Raw genomic sequence first — 23,433 nt, forward strand, 5'->3', positions numbered from 1 at the left:
GAACAATAACCGTTCTCCATGAAAGCAAACAGAATAACTTTTAGTAACTTTTCTGCATCACATCTTGGGCGACCTGTTTTGTAGCCTTTCCCTTCTACAAAGTATGGTGTTAGGTCAATGTGATCCATTACATCACAAAAAGTATAAACCGGATCAGAAATATCAATTAATTTTTCGATAACCAATGGTAATTTTAGCTGACGTGCTGTATAATTATCATTGATATTTTTATTTTTTAGCATAATTAATTATATCAAAAAACGGCTATGAGCGCGAGCTCATAGCCGTTTTTCTATTAGGGGATTTTTTTTACAGCCCCTTTTAAAATGAAAAATTAAGATTAACAAATAGAAAAGTAAATCTAAAGAGAATATTAAATTAGCGGGTTGATTTTACTATTTGTTTTCATAATGTTTTTTTATTTTTGGTAATAAACTATACCTTATTCCGTAATATAAAGAAATGGTATAAAAGATAAAAGAAATAAAGTATAAAGTCAAAAGGACTTCTAAATGAAAGTTTTCGTTTATGTGTCTTAACATATATATTAATGTTGGGAAGAAGATTAAACTTCCAATTAGATAAAATATTAGCATAAGCATTAATTTCTTTTTATTTGTTTGCATTTTTTCGCCTTTCTTTGATGTGGATTTTTCAAACGTTCCACATTATAGCACTATCATAGATTGGAGTCAATGCTAAAGAGGGGAGTTTGGTTACTAAAACGTTTAAGGAGAATTATTTGCCATGAAACCAAGAATTTGCTATATATAGTGAGGCTCAAACGATTGAAAGAATAATAAACTATGATATACTGAAAAACGGCGTTAAAAGGAATTAGTTGTCAAACCGAGAAGACGACTGATGCAGTATTAATGTGCTAATGAAGATTCTCTTACAGAGAATCTTTGACTCCGCTCAAAGCCGCGGAGGGCTCTCCTGATATAAAATCAGGAGTAGAAATAAGTGAATAGTGGGTTTCAACCATAAAAATTATGAAGTGAATAGTGGATAAAACTTTTGGTTTATTTAAAAAAATTCTGGGGATGACACCGGGAGCATAACTAATTCGGGGTAAGAATTTTTGAGATAAAACAGGAGTAGTTATGAAACAGAAAAGGAATGGAGAAAACCTTAGTATAAAGGGATTATCAAAAAGGGTTGCGTGTGTGGTTACTTCGCTTAGTTTGGTTGTTGCGGGGTGGTCAATACATCAGGTTGAAACAAAAGCAGCTTATGCTGTTGATCAGTATAGTGTTAGAGTAAAAACTAAGGTTACAGACATTAGTGATACTGAGACACTTAATAATGTTGAAAATCCTGGAATGGGATTTTATAAGGGATTCAGAATGAATCTTACAGAAAATGGTGATGAATTAAAGGAAAAGGAGACTAATAATCTTCTTCACTTTAGAGTTGATATTTCACATTTCTCACCATATTACAGAAAGCAAGCTGGTTTATCAGAACTTAGCAATTATCATATTAATGATAAGGCTCTTAATGCTTTAAGAACACAGCTTAAAAAGTGTAGGGATAATCATAGAACTGTAATCATCAGATTTGCTTATGATCCAGGTTACAATTCAGGAACAAGCTATGAGCCTGAAAAGAGAGTAACAGTTGGTGGTAAGACATATGTGGTTGGTGATTCAGATTTAATTAATAAGCACCAGGAAGACTTAAGTGTTGTATTACATGAATACAAGGATGTTATTATTGGATTAGAGGCAGGATTAATCGGTCAGTGGGGCGAAATGCATAGCTCGGAAAAGATGAAAACTGTTTATGATTCAAAGAACAATAAAGTAGTTTCAGGTGCTGATCATTATAATAAGATTATTGGCAAATGGCTTGATTTATTAGATGATACTGAAATTCCAGTTTTAATCAGAAAAGTGGAAGATTATATTAATTTCGCAAATGCAAACAGCTTTAAGGGTAAGAATGTAAAGCATGAAAATGTTGGTGAGTACATTCCAACATCAGGCATGAAAGAGTATAATCTTGGATTCTTTAATGATTCATATCTTGGAAGCACAACGGACAGAGGAACATTTTCTAAACATGAGACTAGAGCTACAGCAATTAAGTGGCTTAAGAGTCAGACTAAGCATACATTGTATGGTGGAGAAATGGCTATTTGGGCACAAGATAAGAAACATAAAGAAATTAATAGATATAATACACTTAAGTTTATTACAAAGGAAGCATTTGATACACATACATCATACCTTAACATAGGTTGGAACACTACTGCTTTAAATCAGTTAAAAGGTGATGAAGATAGTAGCGATTCACTACTTAGGGATGATGCTAATGCAGGTAACTATGATGAAAATTATGAAGGCCAGAATGGTTATGTGTATTTAAGAAACCACATGGGTTATAGATATGTGGCTAGAGAAATTAAGCTTACAAAAGAAATAACAACATATGAAAATTTTGGCGTTGAAGCTAAGATTGAAAATGTTGGATTTGCTAATATTACAAGAACAAAGAAATTGAAGTTAATATTTGAGGATGCTAATGGTAAAACATATGAGTATCCATTATCGAAACTTAGTAGATCGAGAAATGAAAAAGTTGAGAATGGCGATGTTAGAAATTGGTTATCAGATGATAAAAATACATCTGCTAACGAAGGCATGACAAAGTTCAAAGCTCAGGTTGATTTAAAGGATGACATGCCAAATGGTACATATAAGGTTTACTTAAGAATCGCTGATAGTGATGATTCAAATGGACTTAATGGTTATCCTGTAAAATTTGCTAATAAGGGTAAGGGCGTTTCAAGAAAGAAAGCAGATGATAAAGGAATATGGAACGAAACCTTAGGAGCAAATTATTTCGGAAGTTTTACTATCTTAGATAGAAGTAAAATTATAAAGTAAATAAACTTGATGGGTTTTAATATAAATTCATTAAGTTTTATCTCTTAAACATAAACGCAAAAAGCAGGTTCTAGGATATCCTAGAACCTGTTTTACTTTGTAAGTTTTTCTAATATACTTATATATTCACTTGTAAGATTTGAAATTCTAGTTGAGTTTGGAAGTATGTACCCTATGTCCATGTAGTCTTCAACATTAAGAGGTCTGGCTACAATGTTAGGTCCATTAAGTTCTTCACTGATAACACCACTACAAATGGTATAACCATTCATACCGATAAGAAGGTTAAAAAGAGTTGCTCTGTCTTTAACAATTAGTTCCTTATCGCAGTCCACTGTACTTAGAATCTCCTCTGAAAAATAAAAAGAGTTATGGCTTCCCTGTTCATATGAAAGTCTAGGGTATGGCTTTAAATCCTCTAGTGTAAGAGATTTCTTTTTGGCAAGTGGAGAATCCTTACCAACAAATACATGAGGAGTAGCCTTAAATAAACTAGTAAAACTTAAATTATTATCTCGAAGAGTTTTTTCAATAATAGTCTTATTAAAATCGTTAATATAAAGAATTCCAATTTCACTTCGTAGATGAGTAACGTCATCTATGATATCGTAAGTCTCAGTTTCTCTCATGTGAAATTCGTATTTTTCGCCACCATATTTTTTCAAAAGTTCAACGAACCCTTCCACAGCAAATGAATAATGCTGCGAGGATACACAGAATCTCTGCTTTGAAAGAGATGTTCCTGTATATCTTTCGTCAATTAGATTTAATTGATCAAGAACCTGTCTTGCATATCCTAAGAATTCCTCACCTTCATTAGTTAGTTTAATTCCTTTTTTTGAACGTGAAAAAATTGTAATGTTATATTCTTTTTCGAGTTCTTGTATAGATGCAGTTAAACTAGGCTGAGCAATGAATAATTTTTTAGAGGCTTCTGTTATACTTCCTGCATCAGCAACAGCAATAATGTATTTTAATTGTTTGATTGTCATTATAGTCTCCTTTTATAACAAATTATATACATAGATTATAGTGATAATTATACCATATTTCATAGAAAAAATCTATGGATAAGATATGTTTTTTTGTATTTTACCGCTTTACAAAAATAATTTATAATTTAAAATGAAATTAAGATACACAAGAAAAATTTATAGCAAAGTATCTTTGGTAAAATAATTATTTATAGAAACTTTTATGAAAAATAATAAAATAGAAAGAAGGTAAATAAAATGAAAACAGCAGTTATTGGTTTTCCTAGAATTGGAAAAGATAGAGAATTAAAATTTGCATCAGAAAAATATTTTAAAGGTGAAATTAGTGAAGAAGAATTAAAAAATGTTGCTAGTGAAATTAGAAAAGAAAATTTACTTGAACAGAGTAAGCAAGGAATTACATATATTCCAGTAAATGATTTTTCATTCTATGACAATGTATTAGATACAGCAGTATTGTTTAATGTTATTCCTAAAAGATACAAGGAATTAGGTTTATCAGAACTTGATACTTATTTTGCGATGGCAAGAGGTTATCAGAAAGATAAAGGTAATGTAAAAGCTCTCGCTATGAAGAAATGGTTTAATACAAACTATCATTATATTGTTCCTGAATTTGAGGATGATACAAAGATTAAATTAAATGATGAAACTGTAATTGAAAGATATAAAGAAGCAGTTTCACTTGATATTGATGCAAAGGTTAATTTGATTGGACCTTTTACATTCCTTAAATTAACAAAATTTGTTGGAAGTAAAACTATTGATGATGTTAAAGAAAAGTTAGTACTTGAGTATGTGAAACTTCTTAATGATATTAAGGCTGCAGGTGGTAAGACAGTTTCAATTGATGAACCATATCTTGTTAGAGATTTAGATAGTAAGGATAAAGAATTATTTAATTACTTATATGACATCATATTAAATAGTAATAGTGGTGTTAAGGTTATTTTACAGACATACTTTGGTGATGTAAGAGATATCTATGAGGATTTGATTAAGTTACCATTTGCTGGTATTGGTATTGATTTTGTTGAAGGTAAGGAATCATTAAATCTTATTAAAAAATATGGTTTCCCAACTGATAAGATTCTATTTGCTGGTCTTGTTAATGGTAAAAATATTTGGAGAAATAATTACAGAAAGACAATAGATACATTTGAAGTAATCAAGAAAGTTCTCAAGAGTGATGAAAATATTGTGATTAGTACATCATGCTCACTTTTACATGTTCCATATACAACAGAGAGTGAAACTAAGTTACAGAAAGATTATATTGAACATTTTGCATTTGCTAAGGAAAAACTTGTTGAACTTAAGGAAATTGCTGCACTTGTAAAACTTGATGATTTTGCTCAGAAGGGTTCTAAGTGCTACAAGGATAACCAGGCATTACATGCAAGTAGAATTAACAGCTTTGATAAGAAAGTTAAGGATAGAGTTTCAAAAATTAAAAAATCTGATTATGAGAGACTTCCTAAGTTTGAGGAAAGAGAAAAGATTCAGAAAGAAAAACTTGATTTACCATTGTTCCCAACTACAACAATTGGTTCGTTCCCACAGACAGCTGCGGTTAGAAAGAATAGAAGAGATTATAAGAATGGTGTTATTTCCAAGGAACAGTATATTAAATTTAATAAAGAAAAAATTGCTAAATGTATTGCACTTCAGGAAGAAATTGGTCTCGATGTTTTAGTACATGGTGAATATGAAAGAAATGACATGGTTGAATATTTCGGTGAGCATTTATCAGGTTATGTATTCACTGAAAAAGCTTGGGTTCAATCATATGGAACAAGATGTGTTAAACCACCTATTATCTGGGGTGATGTTTCAAGAAAGGAAAGCATTACAGTAGAGTGGAGTAAGTTCGCTAAGCAGTGTACAACTAAGAAAGTTAAAGGTATGCTTACAGGCCCTGTTACAATCCTTAACTGGTCATTCCCTAGAGAAGATATAACAATTAAGGAAAGTGTACTTCAGATTGCACTCGCAATTAGAGATGAAGTACTTGACCTTGAAGCAAATGGTATCGAAATCATTCAGATTGATGAGGCTGCTCTTCGTGAAAAGCTTCCACTTAGAAAGTCAGACTGGTATAGTGAATATCTTGATTTCGCAATTCCTGCATTTAGACTTGTTCATAGTGGCGTAAAACCAGAAACACAGATTCATACACATATGTGCTATAGTGAATTTACAGATATTATTCCTGCAATTGATGCAATGGATGCAGATGTTATTACATTTGAGGCTTCAAGATCTGACTTACAGATTCTTGATTCACTTAAAGAAAATAACTTTAAAACAGAAGTTGGCCCTGGTGTATATGACATTCATAGCCCACGTGTACCTTCAGTTGAAGAAATCGTTAATGCTCTTAACTTAATGAGAGAAAAACTTGATGATAATAAACTTTGGGTAAACCCAGACTGTGGTCTTAAGACTAGAGGAGATAAAGAAACTAAAGAAAGCTTAATCAACCTCGTTCTTGCAGCTAAAGAAGTAAGAGCGCAGGATGAACAGAAAGCAGTATAAAATTAGAAAAAGTAGAAGGTTAAATATAGATCCGTTAATTAGATTGAGTATTACTTGATCTGGTTAACGGATTTTTATTATATATTCCATTTTTTATGTTTGGAGTAATATGAGTGTTTAGTTTTTTTGCTTTGAATACTTTACTATGAATAGCAAAATGTGGTATTATTTTAAACAGTGTTAGAAGGTTCGGAAAGTCTTCTAAATTTATAAATTCACATGGGGTGAATTCGGAAGGAGTTACATTATGACAGAAATACCATACAAGATTTATCTTGAAGAAAACGAAATGCCTAAGGAATGGTATAACGTACGTGCTGACATGAAGAAGAAACCAGCACCAATTTTAAATCCAGGAACATTACAGCCTGTTACAATAGATGAGTTATCACATATCTTTTGTACAGAACTTGCTAAACAGGAACTTGATGATACTACACCTTATTTTGAAATTCCTGAAGAAATTAGAAATTTCTATAAGATGTATAGACCATCACCACTTGTTAGGGCTTATTGCTTAGAAAAGAAACTTGGAACACCTGCTCACATTTATTATAAGTTCGAAGGTAATAATACATCAGGATCTCATAAGTTAAATTCAGCAATTGCTCAGGCATATTATGCTAAGAAGCAGGGACTTAAGGGTGTTACAACAGAAACTGGTGCAGGTCAGTGGGGTACAGCTCTTTCAATGGCTTGTTCATATTTTGATTTAGATTGTCAGGTTTATATGGTTAAAGTTTCGTATGAACAGAAACCATTTAGACGTGAAGTTATGAGAACATATGGTGCGAAGGTTACACCTTCACCATCTATGGAAACTGAAATCGGTAAGAAGATTAACGCTGAATTTCCTGGTACTACAGGAAGTTTAGGATGCGCAATTTCTGAAGCTGTAGAAGCTGCTACAACTCAGGAAGGTTATAGATATGTTTTAGGTTCTGTATTATCACAGGTACTTTTACATCAGTCAGTTATCGGTCTTGAAACAAAGGCTGCACTTGATAAATATGGTATTAAGGCAGATATGATTATCGGCTGTGCAGGTGGTGGATCAAATCTTGGTGGTCTTATCTCACCATTTGCTGGAGAAGTCTTAAGAGGTGAAGCTAATTACGATATTATCGCAGTTGAGCCAGCATCTTGTCCATCTCTTACAAGAGGTAAATATGCATATGACTTCTGTGATACTGGTAAGGTTTGCCCACTCGCTAAGATGTACACACTTGGTAGTGGATTTATTCCTTCAGCAAATCATGCTGGCGGTCTTAGATACCACGGCATGAGTAGTGTTGTTTCAGAACTTTACGATCAGGGCATCTTAAGAGCAACAAGTGTTGAACAGACTAAGGTATTTGAAGCTGCTCAGATGTTCGCTAGAGTAGAAGGTATCCTACCAGCGCCAGAAAGTAGTCATGCAATTAGAGTTGCTATTGATGAGGCACTTAAGTGTAAAGAAACTGGTGAGGCTAAGAATATTGTATTTGGTCTTACAGGTACAGGATATTTTGATATGGTTGCATATCAGAAGTTTAATGATGGTGAAATGTCAGATTACATCCCAACAGATGCTGATCTAGAGAAGTCACTTTCAACATTACCAAAGGTAGATTAGTAAGTTGCGGCAATAGCCGCAACTTTTTTTATTTTTAAGTAAAAATTAAGGTTTGCTCAATTGACTTGACAATACAAATATAATATAATGAAAGTTGTTGTTTTAGGCGTATGAAAAGGAGAGAAAATGACAAAACAATTAGAAGTCGAGTAGTTGAAAGGAGATTTTTGTTATGGCAAAAGTAGGGATTGTGATGGGCTCTGATTCAGATATGCCTGTTATGAAGAAAGCGGCTGACATACTTACACAGTTAGGAATCGATTTTGAAATGACTATCATTTCAGCACATAGAGAACCTGATGTTTTTTTTGAGTATGCTAAGACTGCTGAAGAAAAAGGATTTAAGGTAATTATCGCAGGAGCAGGTATGGCAGCACACCTTCCAGGTATGTGCGCAGCTATATTCCCAATGCCAGTAATAGGAATTCCAATGCATACAACATCTCTTGGAGGAAGGGACTCATTATATTCAATAGTTCAGATGCCTTCAGGAATTCCAGTAGCAACAGTTGCAATTAATGGTGGTGCTAATGCAGGTATTCTTGCTGCTAAGATTTTAGCAACAAGTGATGATGCAATCTTAGCTAAACTTAAGGAGTACAAGGAAGACCTTAAGAACCAGGTAGTTGCAAAGGATGCACGTTTACAGGAAGTTGGATACGAGAACTATTAATTTTATATAAAAATATAATGAAACATATGGAGGAATAATATGGATTACAAGAAAGCCGGAGTTGATATCGAAGCGGGTTACAAGTCAGTTGAGCTTATGAAGGAGCACATTAAGACAACTAACAGACCAGAAGTATTGGGAGGAATCGGCGGATTCGCTGGAGCCTTTGATTTAAAGGCAATTAAGGATATGGAGGAACCTATTCTTCTTTCAGGTACTGATGGATGTGGTACAAAAGTTAAACTTGCATTCCTTATGGATAAGCACGATACAATTGGTATTGATGCAGTTGCAATGTGTGTTAATGATATTGCATGTTCAGGTGGAGAACCATTATTCTTCCTTGACTATATTGCATGCGGTAAGAACTATCCAGAAAAGATAGCTGAAATCGTAAGCGGTGTTGCTAAGGGTTGTGTTCTTTCAGGTGCAGCACTTGTTGGTGGTGAAACAGCAGAGCATCCAGGTCTTATGCCAGAGGATGAATATGATTTAGCTGGATTTGCTGTAGGTGTTGTTGATAAGAAAGATATGATTACAGGCGCAGATATTAAACCAGGTGATACTCTTATTGGTATTGCATCAAGTGGTGTACATAGCAATGGTTTCTCACTTGTAAGAAAAGTATTTGAGATGACAAAAGAGTCACTTGATAAATATTATGATGAACTTGGTACAACTCTTGGTGAAGCTTTAATAGCTCCAACAGTAATCTACGTAAAAGCACTTAAGTCTATTAAGGATGCAGGAGTTAAGGTTAAAGGCTGTAGCCATATTACAGGTGGTGGTTTCTATGAAAACATTCCTAGAATGCTTCCTGATGGAGTATGTGCTGAAGTTAAAAAAGATAGCTACGATGTTCCACCTATCTTTGATTTACTTGCAAAGACGGGTAACATTGATGAACATATGATGTATAATACATTCAACATGGGTCTTGGTATGATTGTTGCAGTTGACCCAGCAGATGTTGATAAGACTATGGCTGCAATTAAAGAAGCAGGAGAAAAATGTTTCGTTGTAGGTAGTGTTAAAGCAGGAGAAAAAGGAGTTACTTTATGCTAAGAGTAGGTGTTTTAGTATCAGGTGGTGGTACTAATTTACAGGCTATAATGGATGCAATTGATAATGGTACAATAACAAATGCTAAAATTGAAGTTGTAATTAGTAATAATAAGAATGCATTTGCTTTGGAAAGAGCCGAGAATAACCACATTCGTAACATGGCTGTTGTTCCAAAGGAATATGAAACAAGAGAAGAGTTTGAAAAGGCACTTCTTGAACAGTTAGATGTATTTAATCTTGATTTAATTGTTCTTGCAGGATTCTTGGTAGTTCTTCCAAAAGCACTTATAGAGAAGTATCCAGAAAAGATTATAAATATACATCCATCACTTATTCCCTCATTTTGTGGAAAAGGATTTTATGGACTTAAAGTTCATGAAGCAGCATTAGAACGTGGCGTTAAGGTTACAGGTGCAACAGTTCACTTCGTAGACGATGGAACTGACACAGGTCCAATCATCTTCCAGCAGACAGTTAACGTATTAGAAGATGATACACCAGAAGTTTTGCAACGCAGAGTTATGGAAGAAGCAGAATGGAAAATATTACCAAAAGCAATCGACTATATTGCAAATGGCAAAATTGAAGTCGTAGATGGTAAGGTGAAAATTAAATAATTATATTTTATTTCATAAATATTTAGAATGATAGATATTTGAAAGCAATTAAATATCGTCACATCGAAAGGAAAAATAATGAAAGTATTAATAGTTGGCGGTGGCGGAAGAGAACATGCCATTGCATATTCAGTATCAAAAAGTGAAAAGGTTAATGAAATATATGTTGCACCAGGCAATGCAGGAATTGCTAAGACTCCAAAAGTTGTAGAGTGCGCAAATATTGGCGTTATGGAATTTGAAAGACTCGTTTCATATGCTAAAGAAAAAGAAATAGATCTTACAATTATCGGTATGGATGATCCACTTGTTGGTGGTATCGTAGATGAATTTGAAAAAGCTGGTCTTAGAGTATTTGGGCCAAGAAAGAATGCCGCAATACTTGAAGGCTCAAAGGCATTTTCAAAAGATCTTATGAAGAAATATAATATTCCTACAGCTGGTTATGAGAATTTTGATAACGCTGATGAGGCTATTAAATATTTAGAAACAGCTAAATTCCCTATCGTACTTAAGGCTGATGGACTTGCACTTGGTAAGGGTGTTCTTATTTGTAATACAAAGGAAGAAGCACTTGATGGTGTAAAGGAAATTATGCTTGATAAGAAATTCGGCGATTCAGGTAACACAATGGTAATCGAAGAATTTATGACAGGTAGGGAAGTTTCAGTACTTTCATATGTTGATGGTAAAACAATTAAGATTATGACTTCAGCTCAGGATCATAAGAGAGCTAAGGATAATGATGAAGGACTTAACACAGGTGGTATGGGTACATTTTCACCAAGTCCATTCTATACAGATGAAGTTGATGAGTTCTGTAAGAAGTATATTTATCAGGCTACTGTTGATGCCATGAAGGCAGAAGGCAGAGAGTTTAAAGGTATTATCTTCTTTGGACTTATGTTAACTAGTGATGGACCAAAGGTTCTTGAATATAATGCAAGATTCGGCGATCCAGAAGCTCAGGTTGTTCTTCCAAGAATGAAGAATGATATTATTGATGTTATCGAAGCTTGTATCGATGGTACACTTGATAAGATTAATCTTGAATTTGAGGATAATGCAGCAGTTTGTGTTGTTCTTGCATCAGATGGTTACCCAGTAAGTTATGAAAAAGGCTTTGAAATCAAAGGTCTTGAAAACTTTGATGGTAAGGATGGGTACTATGTATTCCACGCAGCATCTAAGATGGATAATGGAAAAATCGTAACAAATGGTGGTAGAGTATTAGGCGTTACAGCTAAGGGTAATACTCTTCTTGAAGCTAGAGCAAATGCTTACGAAGCAACAAAGTGGATAGACTTTGAAAATAAATACATGAGAAATGATATAGGTAAGGCTATTGAGGAGGCATAGGAATGAAATTGTTAAAGAGATTGACATTGACTAGCCTAGCCACTGTGCTTATGATGGCTTCTTCAGTATTTGCTGATAGCAGTATTAAAGATGTTAAGATTACAGGTAAGACTACAGAGGGCGGTACAGTTGATGTTTATTTGACTGAGGAGTATAAAGCAGATAGTAAGGAAATTAAGGCGGTTGCACCGGAGAATGTTAAAGAATTGGTGATTGAGCCTGAATTAAATGATGAGAATGCTACATATACCACAGACTGGACTAAGATGGATCCAGGTGAAAATACAAGTCGTATTTTTGTTAAAAGTTCAGTTGGTACAATTAAGTATACTGTTTATACAACTCTTTCAGATGATAAGTACAATGAATATGTTCAGCAGCATGATGAGGCTGACAGTACATTGGAAGTTATCGGGAAAAAGGGCGCAAAGTATTACGTTAAGAAGAGTTTAAAGGATATTGAATTACCATATGGTTTTAAGAGAAAAAAGATAAAGTATCATGATACAAAGGTTGTAGCTGCTTTTAGTGAAGCTAAGAACATGACTCTTTTATATCTCTTAAACGAAAGTGGTGAAGGTGAGTTCTTTGTATATAACGAGACTAAGGATAGTTTTTCTAAACTTAAGGAAATTAAGGTAAAGAGCAGATTATATACTATCGCACATCCAGAAACAAGGGATAAGGGTCTTAAAAAATATGATAGAGAGTACATCAAAATTTGTGGAAACAGAGTTAAGGTATGGGTTAAAAACGAAGAAGAAGGTTTATATCTTTTATACCTTATGAACTGGGATGGAGAGATTGGTCTCTATCAGTTTGATAGCAAGGAAAACGTATTCCAGAGATTTATCATAAATGAGTCTGCAGAAGCTACACTTGATACAGCGGATAAAACTATTGCAGAACAGGATAAGAAATACAATGCATTTGTTAAGAAATATAATAAGGAAAATTCATTTAAGTGGAAAATCATTATTGGTCTTATTGTATTAATTGTAGTTCTTGGATTTGTTATCCTAAATTTAGGACTTAAGATTGCTTCATTTAGAAGAAAGCTTAAGGATGCTGAAGATAAGGCTATTAGAGCAACAAGTAAGAGAAGTAAGTACTATGTTGAAAAGCCAGGTATTAAAACAGTTGTTCCAAATCAGAAGGTTGAAAAGAAACCTAAGGAAGATGTGGATATGAAGAGCGTAACACCTATCGGTTATGATGATTTATCAATTGATATGACTGATGATGTTAAAAAAGAATTTGAAGGAAAACCAAAGAGTGAAGATAAAAAGCCTTCAATATCTAACTGGGAGAACAGAGCTAGAGCAAGCAGACCAAGCGTTGAACCTAGAAGAGAAATTCCAGTAAGAAGTGAAGGAAAAGCAGAGACTGCAGCGAAGAGTAGTCCAGTTGATGATGATGACGATGATGATGGATTTGAATTTATCATGATTGATGATTAGAAAAAAGGACAGTTCTAACTGTCCTTTTTTGGCAATATATGGAAACTAATGGAGGTGGTAGTTTGATTAAGTATACAAAGCAGGCAGAGGCAGCAATTGAGATAGCGAAAAAGAAAGCAAAACAGCTTGGCGTTACTTATATTGGAACAGAGCATATTTTGGTGGGGCTTTTAGGCGTTGGAAGCGGTATTGCAAGTGCGCTTCTTGGAAAATACGGTGTAAATATAGAAAATGTTGTTAATATAGTTGATACCATAGTTAAAAAAGAAGGTGGAATTGCTCTTGAATTAGCAGGAAGCATGACACCTAAAGCTGAACAGGTACTTAAACTTGCACAGGCTAAGTCAACAGTTGCGGGTACAACTAGTACAGGAACAGAGCATATTTTAATCGCACTTCTTGAGACTAAAGGTACTGTTGCTTATAGAATCTTAAAAAGTTTAAATGTAGACTTTGACAAAATGATTTCAGAACTTAACGCACTTTCTAATGGTATCGGAAAGCAAATAAATATGGCTTCAGATGAATCTAAAGAAGGAGCAGGTTTTAAACATGCCAACCTTTTAAATGATATGATGGGATTTAATGTATCATCTGCTGATGATACACCAACTCTTAACGAATATGGCAGGGACTTGACTTTAGAAGCAAGAAATAACAGACTTGATCCTGTTATTGGCAGAAGTTATGAGATGGAAAGAATTATTCAGATTTTAAGTAGAAGAACTAAGAATAATCCATGTCTTATTGGTGAGCCAGGTGTTGGTAAAACAGCTATAGTTGAAGGTCTTGCAATTGCAATTAGTAAGGGTGATGTTCCAGATTGCCTTTTAGGAAAACGAATTGTAATGCTTGATTTAACAAGTACTGTTGCTGGTTCAAAGTATAGAGGTGAGTTTGAGGAAAGACTTAAAAACATCATTAATGAAGTTACTAACAGTAAGGATGTTTTATTATTTATAGATGAAATTCATACATTAATTGGGGCAGGTAGTGCTGAAGGTTCACTTGATGCATCTAATATTTTAAAACCATCACTTGCAAGAGGTGAAGTTCAGGTTATTGGTGCAACAACTATTGGTGAATACAGAAAGAGAATAGAAAAGGATCCTGCCTTAGAGAGAAGATTCCAGCCTGTTGAGGTTGATGAGCCTACAGAAGAAGAAACAGTTTTACTTCTTAAGGGTATTAGAAAGCAGTATGAAGAATTTCATAAGGTTAACATAACTGATGACGCGATTGAAGCAGCTGTATCATTATCAGCTAGATATATCAATGACAGATTCCTTCCAGATAAGGCGATTGATGTTATTGATGAAGCATCTGCTAAGGTTAAGTTAAAGCCAATTACAATGCCTAAGGCGTTAGTAAATACATGTGAAAAAGTTGAAACTCTTAAGAAAGAAATTGCTGATATGTTAAAGCAGGGATATCTTGATGAGATTTCAAAGACTAAGAAGAAATTAGACAGAGCGCAGAAGAAATATGATAAGTTAATTGATGAATGGGAGAATGACAAACTTAAATCTAGAGGCAGTGTTACAGAAGCGGAAATTTGTGATATTGTTTCTAAGTGGAGTAAGGTTCCTGTTTCAAAACTTGCAACAACAGAAAGTAAGAGACTCCTTAAATTAGAGGATGAATTACATAAGAGAGTTATTGGCCAGGAAGATGCAATTAAGGCAGTTTCAAAGGCTATAAGACGTGGAAGACTTGGAATAAAGGATCCAAAGAGACCTACAGGTTCATTCCTTTTCCTTGGCCCTACAGGTGTTGGTAAGACTGAACTTTCAAAGGCACTTGCTGAAAGTGTATTTGGTAGTGAGGATTCAATTATAAGAGTTGATATGTCAGAATTTATGGAAGGACATAGTGTTTCTAAGCTTGTTGGTTCGCCTCCAGGATACGTTGGATTTGATGAAGGTGGACAGTTATGCGAAAAGGTTAGAAGAAATCCATATTCTGTTGTTTTATTTGATGAAGTTGAAAAGGCACATCCTGATGTGTTTAATATCTTACTTCAGGTATTAGATGACGGTATATTAACTGATTCAAAGGGTAGAAAGGTTAGCTTTAAGAATACAGTTATCATAATGACAAGTAATGCAGGAGCTGCAAGAATTGTTGAACCTAAGACCCTTGGTTTTAATGCTGGTGAAGATGAGAAGCGTAATTATGAAACTATGAAGAGTAATGTTATGGAAGAAGTTAACAGAATCTTTAAGCCTGAGTTTATTAACCGTATTGATGAAATTATAGTATTCCATCAGCTTACTAAGGATGAAGTTAAGGGTATTGTTAACATTATGCTTAAGAATGTTGCCAAGATTGTTGATGAACAGCTAGCAATTACACTTAAGTTCACACCTAAGTTAAAGGAATTTATCTTAGAAAAAGGTTATGATAAGAAATTTGGTGCTCGTCCTATGAGAAGAGCAATTCAGACATATATTGAAGATGAAATTTCAGATGCAGCCTTAAAGGGTGAATTCTTAGAAGGTGATAGTATTACTTGCAGTATCGTTGACGGTAAGGTAACATTTGCTAAAAAATAAAATTATTTTCATAACAAATGCTATATGAAATTAAAAATTTATATGTTATAATTTATCTAGGAGATTTTTCGTTTGACGATTAATTTTCAAAGAGTAGTTGGAGGTTATAAAAGAGATGGCTATAGTTAAAGATTTATTACATAAAGAACAGGATGGTTCACTTAGTTTTGGTGATTACACACTTCCTGAAAAGAAGAAGTTAGCCGATTTTGAATGTAACGGAGCATTATACAAAGTAAAAACTTATAAGGATATTACAAAGCTTGAAAGAGATGGTGAATTTGTATATGAATCAACACCAGGAAGCGCTGTAAATTCATTTAAAGTTGATGGAGATTTAGTTTCATTCTTTGTAGAAGGTTTAGGTGATACACAGGTTACTGTTGGTGTTGAACCAGACAGTGAGTACAGTGTTTCAGTAGATGGTGAGGATCTTGGTGTTATTAAGACAAACTTAGGCGGAAAGCTTACAGTTGGTATAGAGATGGACAAGGACTCAAAGAAGGAAGTTAAAATTAAAAAGTGCTAATTGCACTACATTAGAAAAGTACATATAGTTTAAAACAGGTCCGAAAGCTCGGGCCTGTTTTATTAATATATTGGAGGAATGATGGCAAAAGGTAGTAATATAGTCTTTTTTTGTAATGAATGTGGATATGAAAGTAGAAAGTGGCTTGGACAGTGCCCTTCCTGTAAGGCTTGGAATACATTTGTTGAAGAAAAAGTTAATACATCATCTAAATCTAAAATAGTATCGGGTATTTCAAAAAGTACAGTTACAACTCTTAAGGAAGTAACTAACGAGGATGGTGAAAGAATAAATACAGGATTTGATGAACTTGATAGAGTTTTGGGCGGTGGAATTGTAGTTGGTTCGCTTACACTTGTTGGTGGTGATCCTGGTATTGGAAAGTCAACTCTCTTGCTTCAGGTATGCAGAAACTTAGCAAATGCAGGTCTTAGAGTATTATACATATCTGGTGAGGAATCGCTAAGACAAATTAAGATTAGAGCTGACAGACTTGGTGAAACTAATGATAATTTAAAGGTTTTATGTGATACAGATCTTTCAAATATTGAAAGTGTATTAAAGGATGAAAAGCCTGAATTTGTTATAATTGACTCTATTCAGACTATGTATAAGGAAGAAGTTGGCTCTGCACCAGGTAGTGTTGGTCAGGTACGAGAGTCTACCAATGTTTTAATGCAGCTTGCAAAGGGACTTAATATTCCTATAGTAATTGTTGGTCATGTTACTAAGGAAGGTGTTGTTGCAGGCCCACGTGTACTTGAACACATGGTTGATACTGTGCTTTATTTTGAAGGTGATAGACACGAAAGTTACAGAGTGCTTAGAAGTGTAAAGAATAGATTCGGTGCGACTAATGAAATAGGCGTGTTTGAAATGAGAAATGATGGTTTAAGAGAAGTCCTTAATCCATCAGCTTTTATGCTTGAAGGAAGACCAGTGGATGCAGCTGGAACAGTTGTAGCTTGTGCAATGGAAGGAACAAGACCACTTCTTGTTGAAGTTCAGGCATTAGTTTGTAATACTAATTTCTCTATGCCAAAGCGTACAGCAGCAGGTATGGATTATAATAGAGTTAATCTTTTGCTTGCAGTTTTAGATAAAAGAGCAGGTTTATCAATATCTGATTGCGATGCATATGTAAATATAGCAGGAGGCATGAAGCTTAATGAACCAGGACTTGATTTAGCCGTGGCAATAAGTCTTGTTTCAAGTTTTAAGAATAAGCCCGTTGCAAGTGATACAATTGTATTTGGTGAGATTGGTCTTATAGGTGAGGTTAGAAGTGTAACACAGGATAAGGCAAGAATATTAGAGGCTAAAAAACTTGGATTTAACAGAGTAATCCTTCCTGAGATTTCATATAAGACTTTATGTAAGGACTGTAAGGATATTAATAAAGAATATGGTCTTACATTTATTCCAATAGGTAATGTTTCGGAGATTACAAGGTCAGATATATTTGCTTAAAAATAAAATAGACATAGAAAAAAGCATCTGCAAATTGCAGATGCTTTTTTTAGCAGGGGCACTAGGAATCGAACCCAGCTCTGGAGTTTTGGAGACTCTTATTCTACCGATGAACTATGCCCCTAAGTTGACACCTAGATATTTATATCATAAAGCCACCATAAAGTCAAGGATAATTTGAATTTATTATTGTAATACTGTCGATAGTATGTTGACATAATATGATTGTAGTGTTAAAATATTTATAACAGTAATATGTTTTGCTGAAAAAATAATTATGGAAAGGAGTAGCGTTCACGCTAGAATTATTATGAAGAAGTATATTGCAGAATGCTTAGGAACTTTTGTTCTGACTCTGTTTGGTTGTGGTACAGCTATGGTTGTAGGAGGAGCAACTGCTGGAACTGGTATTGGATTTGGAGGAGTTTTAACAATAGCATTAGCATTTGGCTTGTCAATTGTAGCTTGCGCATATGCTATTGGTAATGTATCAGGTTGTCACATTAATCCTGCTGTTTCATTAGGATGCTTTGTGGCAGGCAAAATGAATGTTAAAGATTTAATTGGGTATGTGATTTCACAGTTTATTGGTGGATTTATTGGAGCAGGTATGCTTTATTTTATAGTACAAAGTACGACTCTTGAAATGGGAGGATTTGGTACTAACGGTTATGGTAAGGCAAGTGCACTAGGGCTTTCAGCATTTGGTGCTATAGTTGTTGAAATTATTTTAACATTTGTATTTGTACTTACTATTTTAGGAGTAACTTCAGACGCAAAGTGTAGTAATATTGCAGGTATTGTAATTGGTTTAACACTTACATTTGTTCATATTATTGGTATTCCTTTAACAGGAACATCAGTTAATCCTGCAAGAAGCATGGGCGTAGCTTTTATCCTTGGTGGAACAGCACTTAAGCAATCATGGGTATTCTTATTTGCCCCACTTATTGGAGCAGCACTTGCAGCACTTGCATTTAGATTCTTCTATCCAGAGGAGAAAAAACCAGAAGAAGTTAAGAGAACTCCAATTAAAAGATAATTAAATATGTAAATGAATCGTTTTGATTTGCGGGGACTGCAGAAGCATTTGCTCTGTGGTCCCTGTCTTTTTATGTATGGAGTTTACCATTACAGCAAATGTATTGAAAACTTTTAAGACATTTGCTATAATTTACAAGTTAGAGGTGGAAAAGGGAAAGAATAGAAAGGAAGTTATTTGTTTAGAAATCATGGCTAAAAAAGTTGTTAAATTAACAGACGATGAAAAGTATGAGAAGGCTTTACAATTAGAAGCATCATTAGAATGCTTAAATTATGATAGTTATAGAGCAACATTGTGCGATACTATTATAAAGATATATAAAGATCTTGGAGATTTTAAGGATTCTAAGGAAAGAATCAAGAATATTCAAAAAAGTAAGGAAGAGTTTTTAGCTAAGGCTAAGGATTATGACGTTAAATTTGCTGAAGAAGATAAAGTTCATACAGCTAAGGTTGAAAAAGAAAGAAATGAAAAGTTAATGAAGGGAAGAGTATTCTTTTTCCTTGGAATGTTTTTATTTGCTTGTTTGATGGTTTTAGCTGTTGTTTTTTATAAGTCTGATAGATATAAGATTTTCAAGGCTGATACACTTGTGAAAACTGGTAACTATAAGGACGCAATTAAAATATATACAAAACTTAAGGGCTTTGGACCTGACAGTGAAAAAGTTGTTAAGTTAAAAATCGAGAGCGCATGTAAAAAGATGGAAGCTGCTGAAGAATTAGCTAAGGAAGCTAAAAAAAGTAAAAAGGGTGAAGACGGCAAAAAGGATGATGACGTTAAAAAGGCATACGAAGCAGCCATTAATGAGTTCAAAGAATTGGAAAACTTTTATGAATGCGAACAGAAGAAATGTGAATGCGAACTCGAAGTTATAAAGAATGGAAAACTTAAGGCAAGTGTTACATATGGTCATTACAGATGGAAAATTGTTGAAAGAAATGACGAAAAGGGTGAAGTTTTACTTGTAAAGAGTGAACCAAAACCTTATGGCGCATATAATAATAAGCCAGGTGATATTACTTGGGCAGAAAGCTCAATAAGAGAGTATTTCAATAAGGATTTTATTAAAGAATATTTTTCATCAACAGAAGCTAGTCACATTAAGGAATCAGCAGTTTTAGCTAAGGACAGATTTGATTCTGATACTACAGCTGGAAGAGATACAGTTGATAAGTTATTTTTCCTTAATGATCTTCAGGCAAGACAGTATGCTTATTATTTAGATGCATATATGACGGACTGGTGGTTAATTGGCCCTGGATCTTCACAGGATAAGGTAGCGTTTGTTTCAAATGGAGAAGTCATGTATGATGGTTATGTTGCAACAGACAAATCTATTAATTGTCGCCCAGCAATGTGGGTATCATATAAATAATACGGAGGTGTGATTTGAGCACAGATATTGGACTTGATTTAGGTACAGCTAGCATATTGGTTTACATAAAAGGTAAAGGCGTAGTTTTAAAGGAACCAGCTGTTGTTGCATTTGATAGAGATACAGAGAAAATTAAAGCCATTGGTGAAGAGGCAAGACTTATGGTAGGTAGAACACCTGGTAATATTGTTGCCCTTCGTCCACTTCATGAAGGTGTTATAGCTGATTATTCTGTTACTGAGCAGATGATTAGATATTTCATTCAGAAGGCGATTGGCAAGAGAAGTTATAGAAAGCCTAGAATTAATGTATGTGTTCCTAGTGGAGCAACAGATGTTCAAAGAAAGGCTGTTATGGATGCAACTTATCAGGCAGGTGCTAGATCTGTTGTTATTGTTGATGAATCAATGGCAGCAGCTATTGGTGCTGGACTTGATATTATGAGACCATGTGGAAATATGATTGTAGACATCGGTGGTGGTACTACTGATATTGCAGTTGTTTCTCTTGGTGGTGTAGTTGAGAGTTCTTCAATAAAGGTGGCTGGTAATGATTTTGATGAAGCCATTGTAAAATACATGAGAAAGAAACATAATCTTTTGATTGGTGATAGAACTGCAGAAGAAGTAAAAATTCAAATCGGTAACTGCTATAGAAGAAATGATGATAAGAAGATGGAAGTTAGAGGACGTAACCTTGTTACAGGTCTTCCAAAGAGTATTATCATTACATCAGAGGAAACAGAGGAAGCACTTCGCGATGTTACCACTCAGGTTATTGAAGCTATTCATGAAGTACTTGAAAAAACTCCACCAGAACTTTCAGCGGACATTGCTCATCGTGGAATAGTTATGACTGGTGGCGGAAGTCTCTTACAGGGATTAGAGGAATTAATTGAAGCCAAGTTAGGTATTAATACTTTGATTGCAGAAGAACCTATGACAGCTGTTGCAATTGGTACAGGAAGATACACAGAGTTCTTCTCACCTAAGGAAAGCTTAACAATTAATTAGAATAAAAAATTACTCCATAGGAGGAGATATGGTAAAACTTGCTGGTTATGTAGAGAGAATTTTATATAGTTCGCCTAATAGTGATTATAAAATCATTGTTGTTGAATCAGAGGATGGTTCACATACTTGTGTGGGTAATATTATTATTAATGAGGGTGAATATATAGTTCTAGAAGGTGAAGAGATATTTCACGATACATACGGTGAGGAAATAAAGGTTTCAAGTTACGAAGTAAAGATTAGTAATGATGAACTTTCAATAAGAAAGTATTTAGGCTCTGGAGCAATCAAAGGTATTGGTAAGACCATGGCCGGAAGAATTGTTGATAAGTTCGGAGATAAAACTTTTGAAATTATTGAGAATGAACCAGAAAGACTTGCGGAAGTTAAGGGTATTTCAAGAAAAGGTGCTCTTACTATTTATGAGCAGGTTTCAAATCAGCGTAGCATGCGTGATGCCATGATTTTCTTACAAAAATATGGTGTTACAACAGGTCTTGCTGCAAAGATTTATAATTTATATGGAAATGAATTATTTAATATATTAAAAACAAATCCTTATAAACTTGCAGATGACATAGAGGGTGTTGGATTTAAAATTGCAGATGACATCGCAGGTAAAGTTGGAATTGAAGTTGATAGTGAGTATCGTATCAAGTCAGGTATAACTTATGTTTTAAGTATGGCCGCACAGAACGGTAATACCTGTCTTGACATTAATACTCTTAAATCTAAGTCCGTCGAAATACTTGGAGTGGATTACGATATCGACAAATACCTTAAGGATATGTTGATTGAGCAGAGGATAAAAGTATGTAATATCGATGGCGTTGACTTCGTGTATGACATACTTTTTTATAATGTTGAAAAAAACATTGCGCAGAATTTGCTGAAGATTAAAGATGGATATGAAAAGTTTTCTATTAATGATGATATATTAAAAAGGGTTGAATCAGGAATTGACTTACATTTTAATGAGGAGCAAATGCATGCAATAAAAGAAGCTGCTTCAGAAGGTGTTATGGTTATAACTGGTGGACCTGGTACAGGTAAGACAACTATAATTAATGGAATTATAAGTATGTGTACTTATCTTGGGAAGAGTGTAAAACTTGCAGCTCCAACAGGTAAAGCGGCTAAGCGTATTACAGAAAGCACTGGATATGAAGCATCAACTATTCATAGACTTTTGGAAATTACAAAGGGTGGAGATGCTTCTGAAGAATATGTTGGAAGAGATGAGTTTAATCCAATAGAAGCAGAAGTTATAATAATAGATGAGATGTCAATGGTTGATATCTTTTTAATGAAGGCATTACTTAAGGCAATTCCATATGGAGCACATCTTGTTTTAGTTGGAGATAAGGACCAGCTCCCATCAGTAGGACCGGGTAATGTTCTTAAGGACATTATTGAGTCGGGAGTTATTAAGGTTATTGAACTAAAGATGATTTTTAGACAGAGTGAACATAGCGATATCATAGTTAATGCTCATATGATTAATGATGGCAAGAAAGTTGACCTTACAAAGAAAAGTAAGGATTTTGTATATGTGAAAAGAGATGAAGCTTATTCAATTCTTGGAGCAACTAAAACTTTGGTAATGGATAAGTTACCTTCATATGTAAATAGTGATATAGGTAGCATTCAGGTACTAACTCCTATGAAAAAGGGCGTCCTTGGTGTTGAAAACTTCAATAAATATTTACAATCATGTATTAATCCAAAAGATACTGGGAAAGCCGAAAAAGAGTATGGTGATAAACTCTTTAGAGAAGGCGACAAGGTTATGCAGATTAAGAATAACTATGATTATGAATGGGAATATGAGAATAATAAAGGCATAGTTATTGAAAGAGGTACAGGTATTTTTAATGGAGATACCGGAATTATATTGCAAATCAGTGAATTTGCTAATATGATGAGAATAAGATTTGATGATGGTAAGATTGTAAATTATAAATTTGAAGATTTATCAGATCTTGAACTTGCATATGCAATTACGATTCATAAGTCACAGGGTTCAGAGTATCCTGCGGTTGTTATTCCGCTTCTTACAGGACCAATGCAACTTATGAATAGAAACATATTATATACAGCAATTACTAGAGCAAAGCAATGTGTATGCATAGTTGGAAGTAGTGAGATGTTTTCGCATATGATTGAAAACAAATCAACACAGATTAGATATTCAGGTTTAAAAGATAGATTAAAAGGTAGGATATAA

Annotated in this window: 17 protein-coding genes and 1 tRNA gene; 15 read left to right on the forward strand and 3 right to left on the reverse strand. The window is 34.1% G+C overall.

The window, feature by feature from the left end; all coding sequences use genetic code 11:
- On the reverse strand, positions 1 to 242 hold a 242-nt coding region (locus B5D16_RS04225; protein ID WP_479723670.1), incomplete at its 3' end, for a transposase.
- Positions 243 to 1,106: 864 nt separating this feature from the next.
- On the opposite strand from B5D16_RS04225, the gene B5D16_RS04230 reads away from it, so the two are divergent.
- On the forward strand, positions 1,107 to 2,894 hold the full coding sequence (locus B5D16_RS04230; protein WP_078765732.1) for a DUF4832 domain-containing protein: 1,788 nt from the start codon (positions 1,107 to 1,109) through the stop codon (positions 2,892 to 2,894).
- Between the two features lie 92 nt (positions 2,895 to 2,986).
- Here B5D16_RS04230 and B5D16_RS04235 read toward each other — a convergent pair whose 3' ends face one another.
- Positions 2,987 to 3,886 (reverse strand): LysR family transcriptional regulator, encoded by a 900-nt coding sequence (locus B5D16_RS04235; protein ID WP_078765733.1) that lies wholly within the window; start codon positions 3,884 to 3,886, stop codon positions 2,987 to 2,989.
- A gap of 240 nt (positions 3,887 to 4,126) precedes the next feature.
- On the opposite strand from B5D16_RS04235, the gene metE reads away from it, so the two are divergent.
- From metE to radA, 10 genes are all read left to right on the forward strand, one after another.
- Positions 4,127 to 6,427 carry a 5-methyltetrahydropteroyltriglutamate--homocysteine S-methyltransferase gene (metE, locus tag B5D16_RS04240; protein ID WP_078765734.1) on the forward strand — a complete coding sequence of 767 codons (2,301 nt, stop codon included), beginning with the start codon at positions 4,127 to 4,129 and terminating at the stop codon, positions 6,425 to 6,427.
- A gap of 247 nt (positions 6,428 to 6,674) precedes the next feature.
- Positions 6,675 to 8,042: a TrpB-like pyridoxal phosphate-dependent enzyme gene (locus B5D16_RS04245; RefSeq protein WP_078765735.1), complete on the forward strand. Its 1,368-nt coding sequence runs from the start codon at positions 6,675 to 6,677 to the stop codon at positions 8,040 to 8,042.
- Between the two features lie 172 nt (positions 8,043 to 8,214).
- Entirely contained in the window at positions 8,215 to 8,715 is a 501-nt protein-coding gene (gene purE, locus B5D16_RS04250; protein ID WP_078765736.1) for a 5-(carboxyamino)imidazole ribonucleotide mutase, read from the forward strand.
- A gap of 39 nt (positions 8,716 to 8,754) precedes the next feature.
- Positions 8,755 to 9,780 (forward strand): phosphoribosylformylglycinamidine cyclo-ligase, encoded by a 1,026-nt coding sequence (gene purM / locus B5D16_RS04255; protein WP_078765737.1) that lies wholly within the window; start codon positions 8,755 to 8,757, stop codon positions 9,778 to 9,780.
- Entirely contained in the window at positions 9,774 to 10,397 is a 624-nt protein-coding gene (purN, locus tag B5D16_RS04260) for a phosphoribosylglycinamide formyltransferase (protein ID WP_078765738.1), read from the forward strand. Before purM ends, purN begins: the two co-directional genes overlap by 7 nt.
- A gap of 78 nt (positions 10,398 to 10,475) precedes the next feature.
- Positions 10,476 to 11,756 carry a phosphoribosylamine--glycine ligase gene (purD, locus tag B5D16_RS04265; protein WP_078765739.1) on the forward strand — a complete coding sequence of 427 codons (1,281 nt, stop codon included), beginning with the start codon at positions 10,476 to 10,478 and terminating at the stop codon, positions 11,754 to 11,756.
- Positions 11,757 to 11,758: 2 nt separating this feature from the next.
- The gene (locus B5D16_RS04270) at positions 11,759 to 13,216 is read left to right on the forward strand and encodes a hypothetical protein (RefSeq protein ID WP_078765740.1); all 1,458 of its coding nucleotides are present in this window, start codon (positions 11,759 to 11,761) and stop codon (positions 13,214 to 13,216) included.
- Positions 13,217 to 13,254: 38 nt separating this feature from the next.
- Entirely contained in the window at positions 13,255 to 15,771 is a 2,517-nt protein-coding gene (locus B5D16_RS04275) for an ATP-dependent Clp protease ATP-binding subunit (RefSeq protein ID WP_078765741.1), read from the forward strand.
- Positions 15,772 to 15,886: 115 nt separating this feature from the next.
- Complete coding sequence (locus tag B5D16_RS04280; protein ID WP_078765742.1) at positions 15,887 to 16,300, forward strand: endosialidase; 414 nt, start codon at positions 15,887 to 15,889, stop codon at positions 16,298 to 16,300.
- An 81-nt stretch (positions 16,301 to 16,381) separates the two neighbouring features.
- Positions 16,382 to 17,770 carry a DNA repair protein RadA gene (radA, locus tag B5D16_RS04285; RefSeq protein ID WP_078765743.1) on the forward strand — a complete coding sequence of 463 codons (1,389 nt, stop codon included), beginning with the start codon at positions 16,382 to 16,384 and terminating at the stop codon, positions 17,768 to 17,770.
- Positions 17,771 to 17,823: 53 nt separating this feature from the next.
- On the opposite strand, the gene B5D16_RS04290 is transcribed toward radA, so the two are convergent.
- Positions 17,824 to 17,894, reverse strand: a tRNA-Trp gene (locus tag B5D16_RS04290).
- Between the two features lie 186 nt (positions 17,895 to 18,080).
- Between B5D16_RS04290 and B5D16_RS04295 the strand changes: the two genes are divergently transcribed.
- The 4 genes from B5D16_RS04295 to recD2 all read left to right on the forward strand — a co-directional run bounded on the left by B5D16_RS04295 (position 18,081) and on the right by recD2 (position 23,433).
- Positions 18,081 to 18,812 (forward strand): MIP family channel protein, encoded by a 732-nt coding sequence (locus B5D16_RS04295; RefSeq protein WP_078765744.1) that lies wholly within the window; start codon positions 18,081 to 18,083, stop codon positions 18,810 to 18,812.
- A 76-nt stretch (positions 18,813 to 18,888) separates the two neighbouring features.
- Positions 18,889 to 20,193, forward strand: coding sequence for a DUF6273 domain-containing protein (locus B5D16_RS04300; RefSeq protein ID WP_078765745.1), 1,305 nt, complete (start codon positions 18,889 to 18,891; stop codon positions 20,191 to 20,193).
- 14 nt (positions 20,194 to 20,207) lie between these two features.
- Positions 20,208 to 21,206 (forward strand): rod shape-determining protein, encoded by a 999-nt coding sequence (mreB, locus tag B5D16_RS04305; protein ID WP_078765746.1) that lies wholly within the window; start codon positions 20,208 to 20,210, stop codon positions 21,204 to 21,206.
- 28 nt (positions 21,207 to 21,234) lie between these two features.
- Positions 21,235 to 23,433: an SF1B family DNA helicase RecD2 gene (gene recD2 / locus B5D16_RS04310; protein ID WP_078765747.1), complete on the forward strand. Its 2,199-nt coding sequence runs from the start codon at positions 21,235 to 21,237 to the stop codon at positions 23,431 to 23,433.

The sequence above is a fragment of the Eubacterium uniforme genome (assembly GCF_900167115.1).
Classification (GTDB): domain Bacteria; phylum Bacillota; class Clostridia; order Lachnospirales; family Lachnospiraceae; genus Eubacterium_S; species Eubacterium_S uniforme.

Bases quoted from the DNA above. Each gene is read 5' to 3' on its own strand.
- B5D16_RS04275 (WP_078765741.1), top strand. From the start codon at position 13,255: ATGGAAACTAATGGAGGTGGTAGTTTGATTAAGTATACAAAGCAGGCA.
- B5D16_RS04230 (WP_078765732.1), top strand. From the start codon at position 1,107: ATGAAACAGAAAAGGAATGGAGAAAACCTTAGTATAAAGGGATTATCA.
- radA (WP_078765743.1), top strand. From the start codon at position 16,382: ATGGCAAAAGGTAGTAATATAGTCTTTTTTTGTAATGAATGTGGATAT.
- recD2 (WP_078765747.1), top strand. From the start codon at position 21,235: ATGGTAAAACTTGCTGGTTATGTAGAGAGAATTTTATATAGTTCGCCT.
- purD (WP_078765739.1), top strand. From the start codon at position 10,476: ATGAAAGTATTAATAGTTGGCGGTGGCGGAAGAGAACATGCCATTGCA.
- B5D16_RS04245 (WP_078765735.1), top strand. From the start codon at position 6,675: ATGACAGAAATACCATACAAGATTTATCTTGAAGAAAACGAAATGCCT.
- B5D16_RS04270 (WP_078765740.1), top strand. From the start codon at position 11,759: ATGAAATTGTTAAAGAGATTGACATTGACTAGCCTAGCCACTGTGCTT.
- metE (WP_078765734.1), top strand. From the start codon at position 4,127: ATGAAAACAGCAGTTATTGGTTTTCCTAGAATTGGAAAAGATAGAGAA.
- purE (WP_078765736.1), top strand. From the start codon at position 8,215: ATGGCAAAAGTAGGGATTGTGATGGGCTCTGATTCAGATATGCCTGTT.
- purN (WP_078765738.1), top strand. From the start codon at position 9,774: ATGCTAAGAGTAGGTGTTTTAGTATCAGGTGGTGGTACTAATTTACAG.
- B5D16_RS04295 (WP_078765744.1), top strand. From the start codon at position 18,081: ATGAAGAAGTATATTGCAGAATGCTTAGGAACTTTTGTTCTGACTCTG.
- B5D16_RS04300 (WP_078765745.1), top strand. From the start codon at position 18,889: ATGGAGTTTACCATTACAGCAAATGTATTGAAAACTTTTAAGACATTT.
- B5D16_RS04235 (WP_078765733.1), bottom strand. From the start codon at position 3,886: ATGACAATCAAACAATTAAAATACATTATTGCTGTTGCTGATGCAGGA.
- B5D16_RS04280 (WP_078765742.1), top strand. From the start codon at position 15,887: ATGGCTATAGTTAAAGATTTATTACATAAAGAACAGGATGGTTCACTT.
- purM (WP_078765737.1), top strand. From the start codon at position 8,755: ATGGATTACAAGAAAGCCGGAGTTGATATCGAAGCGGGTTACAAGTCA.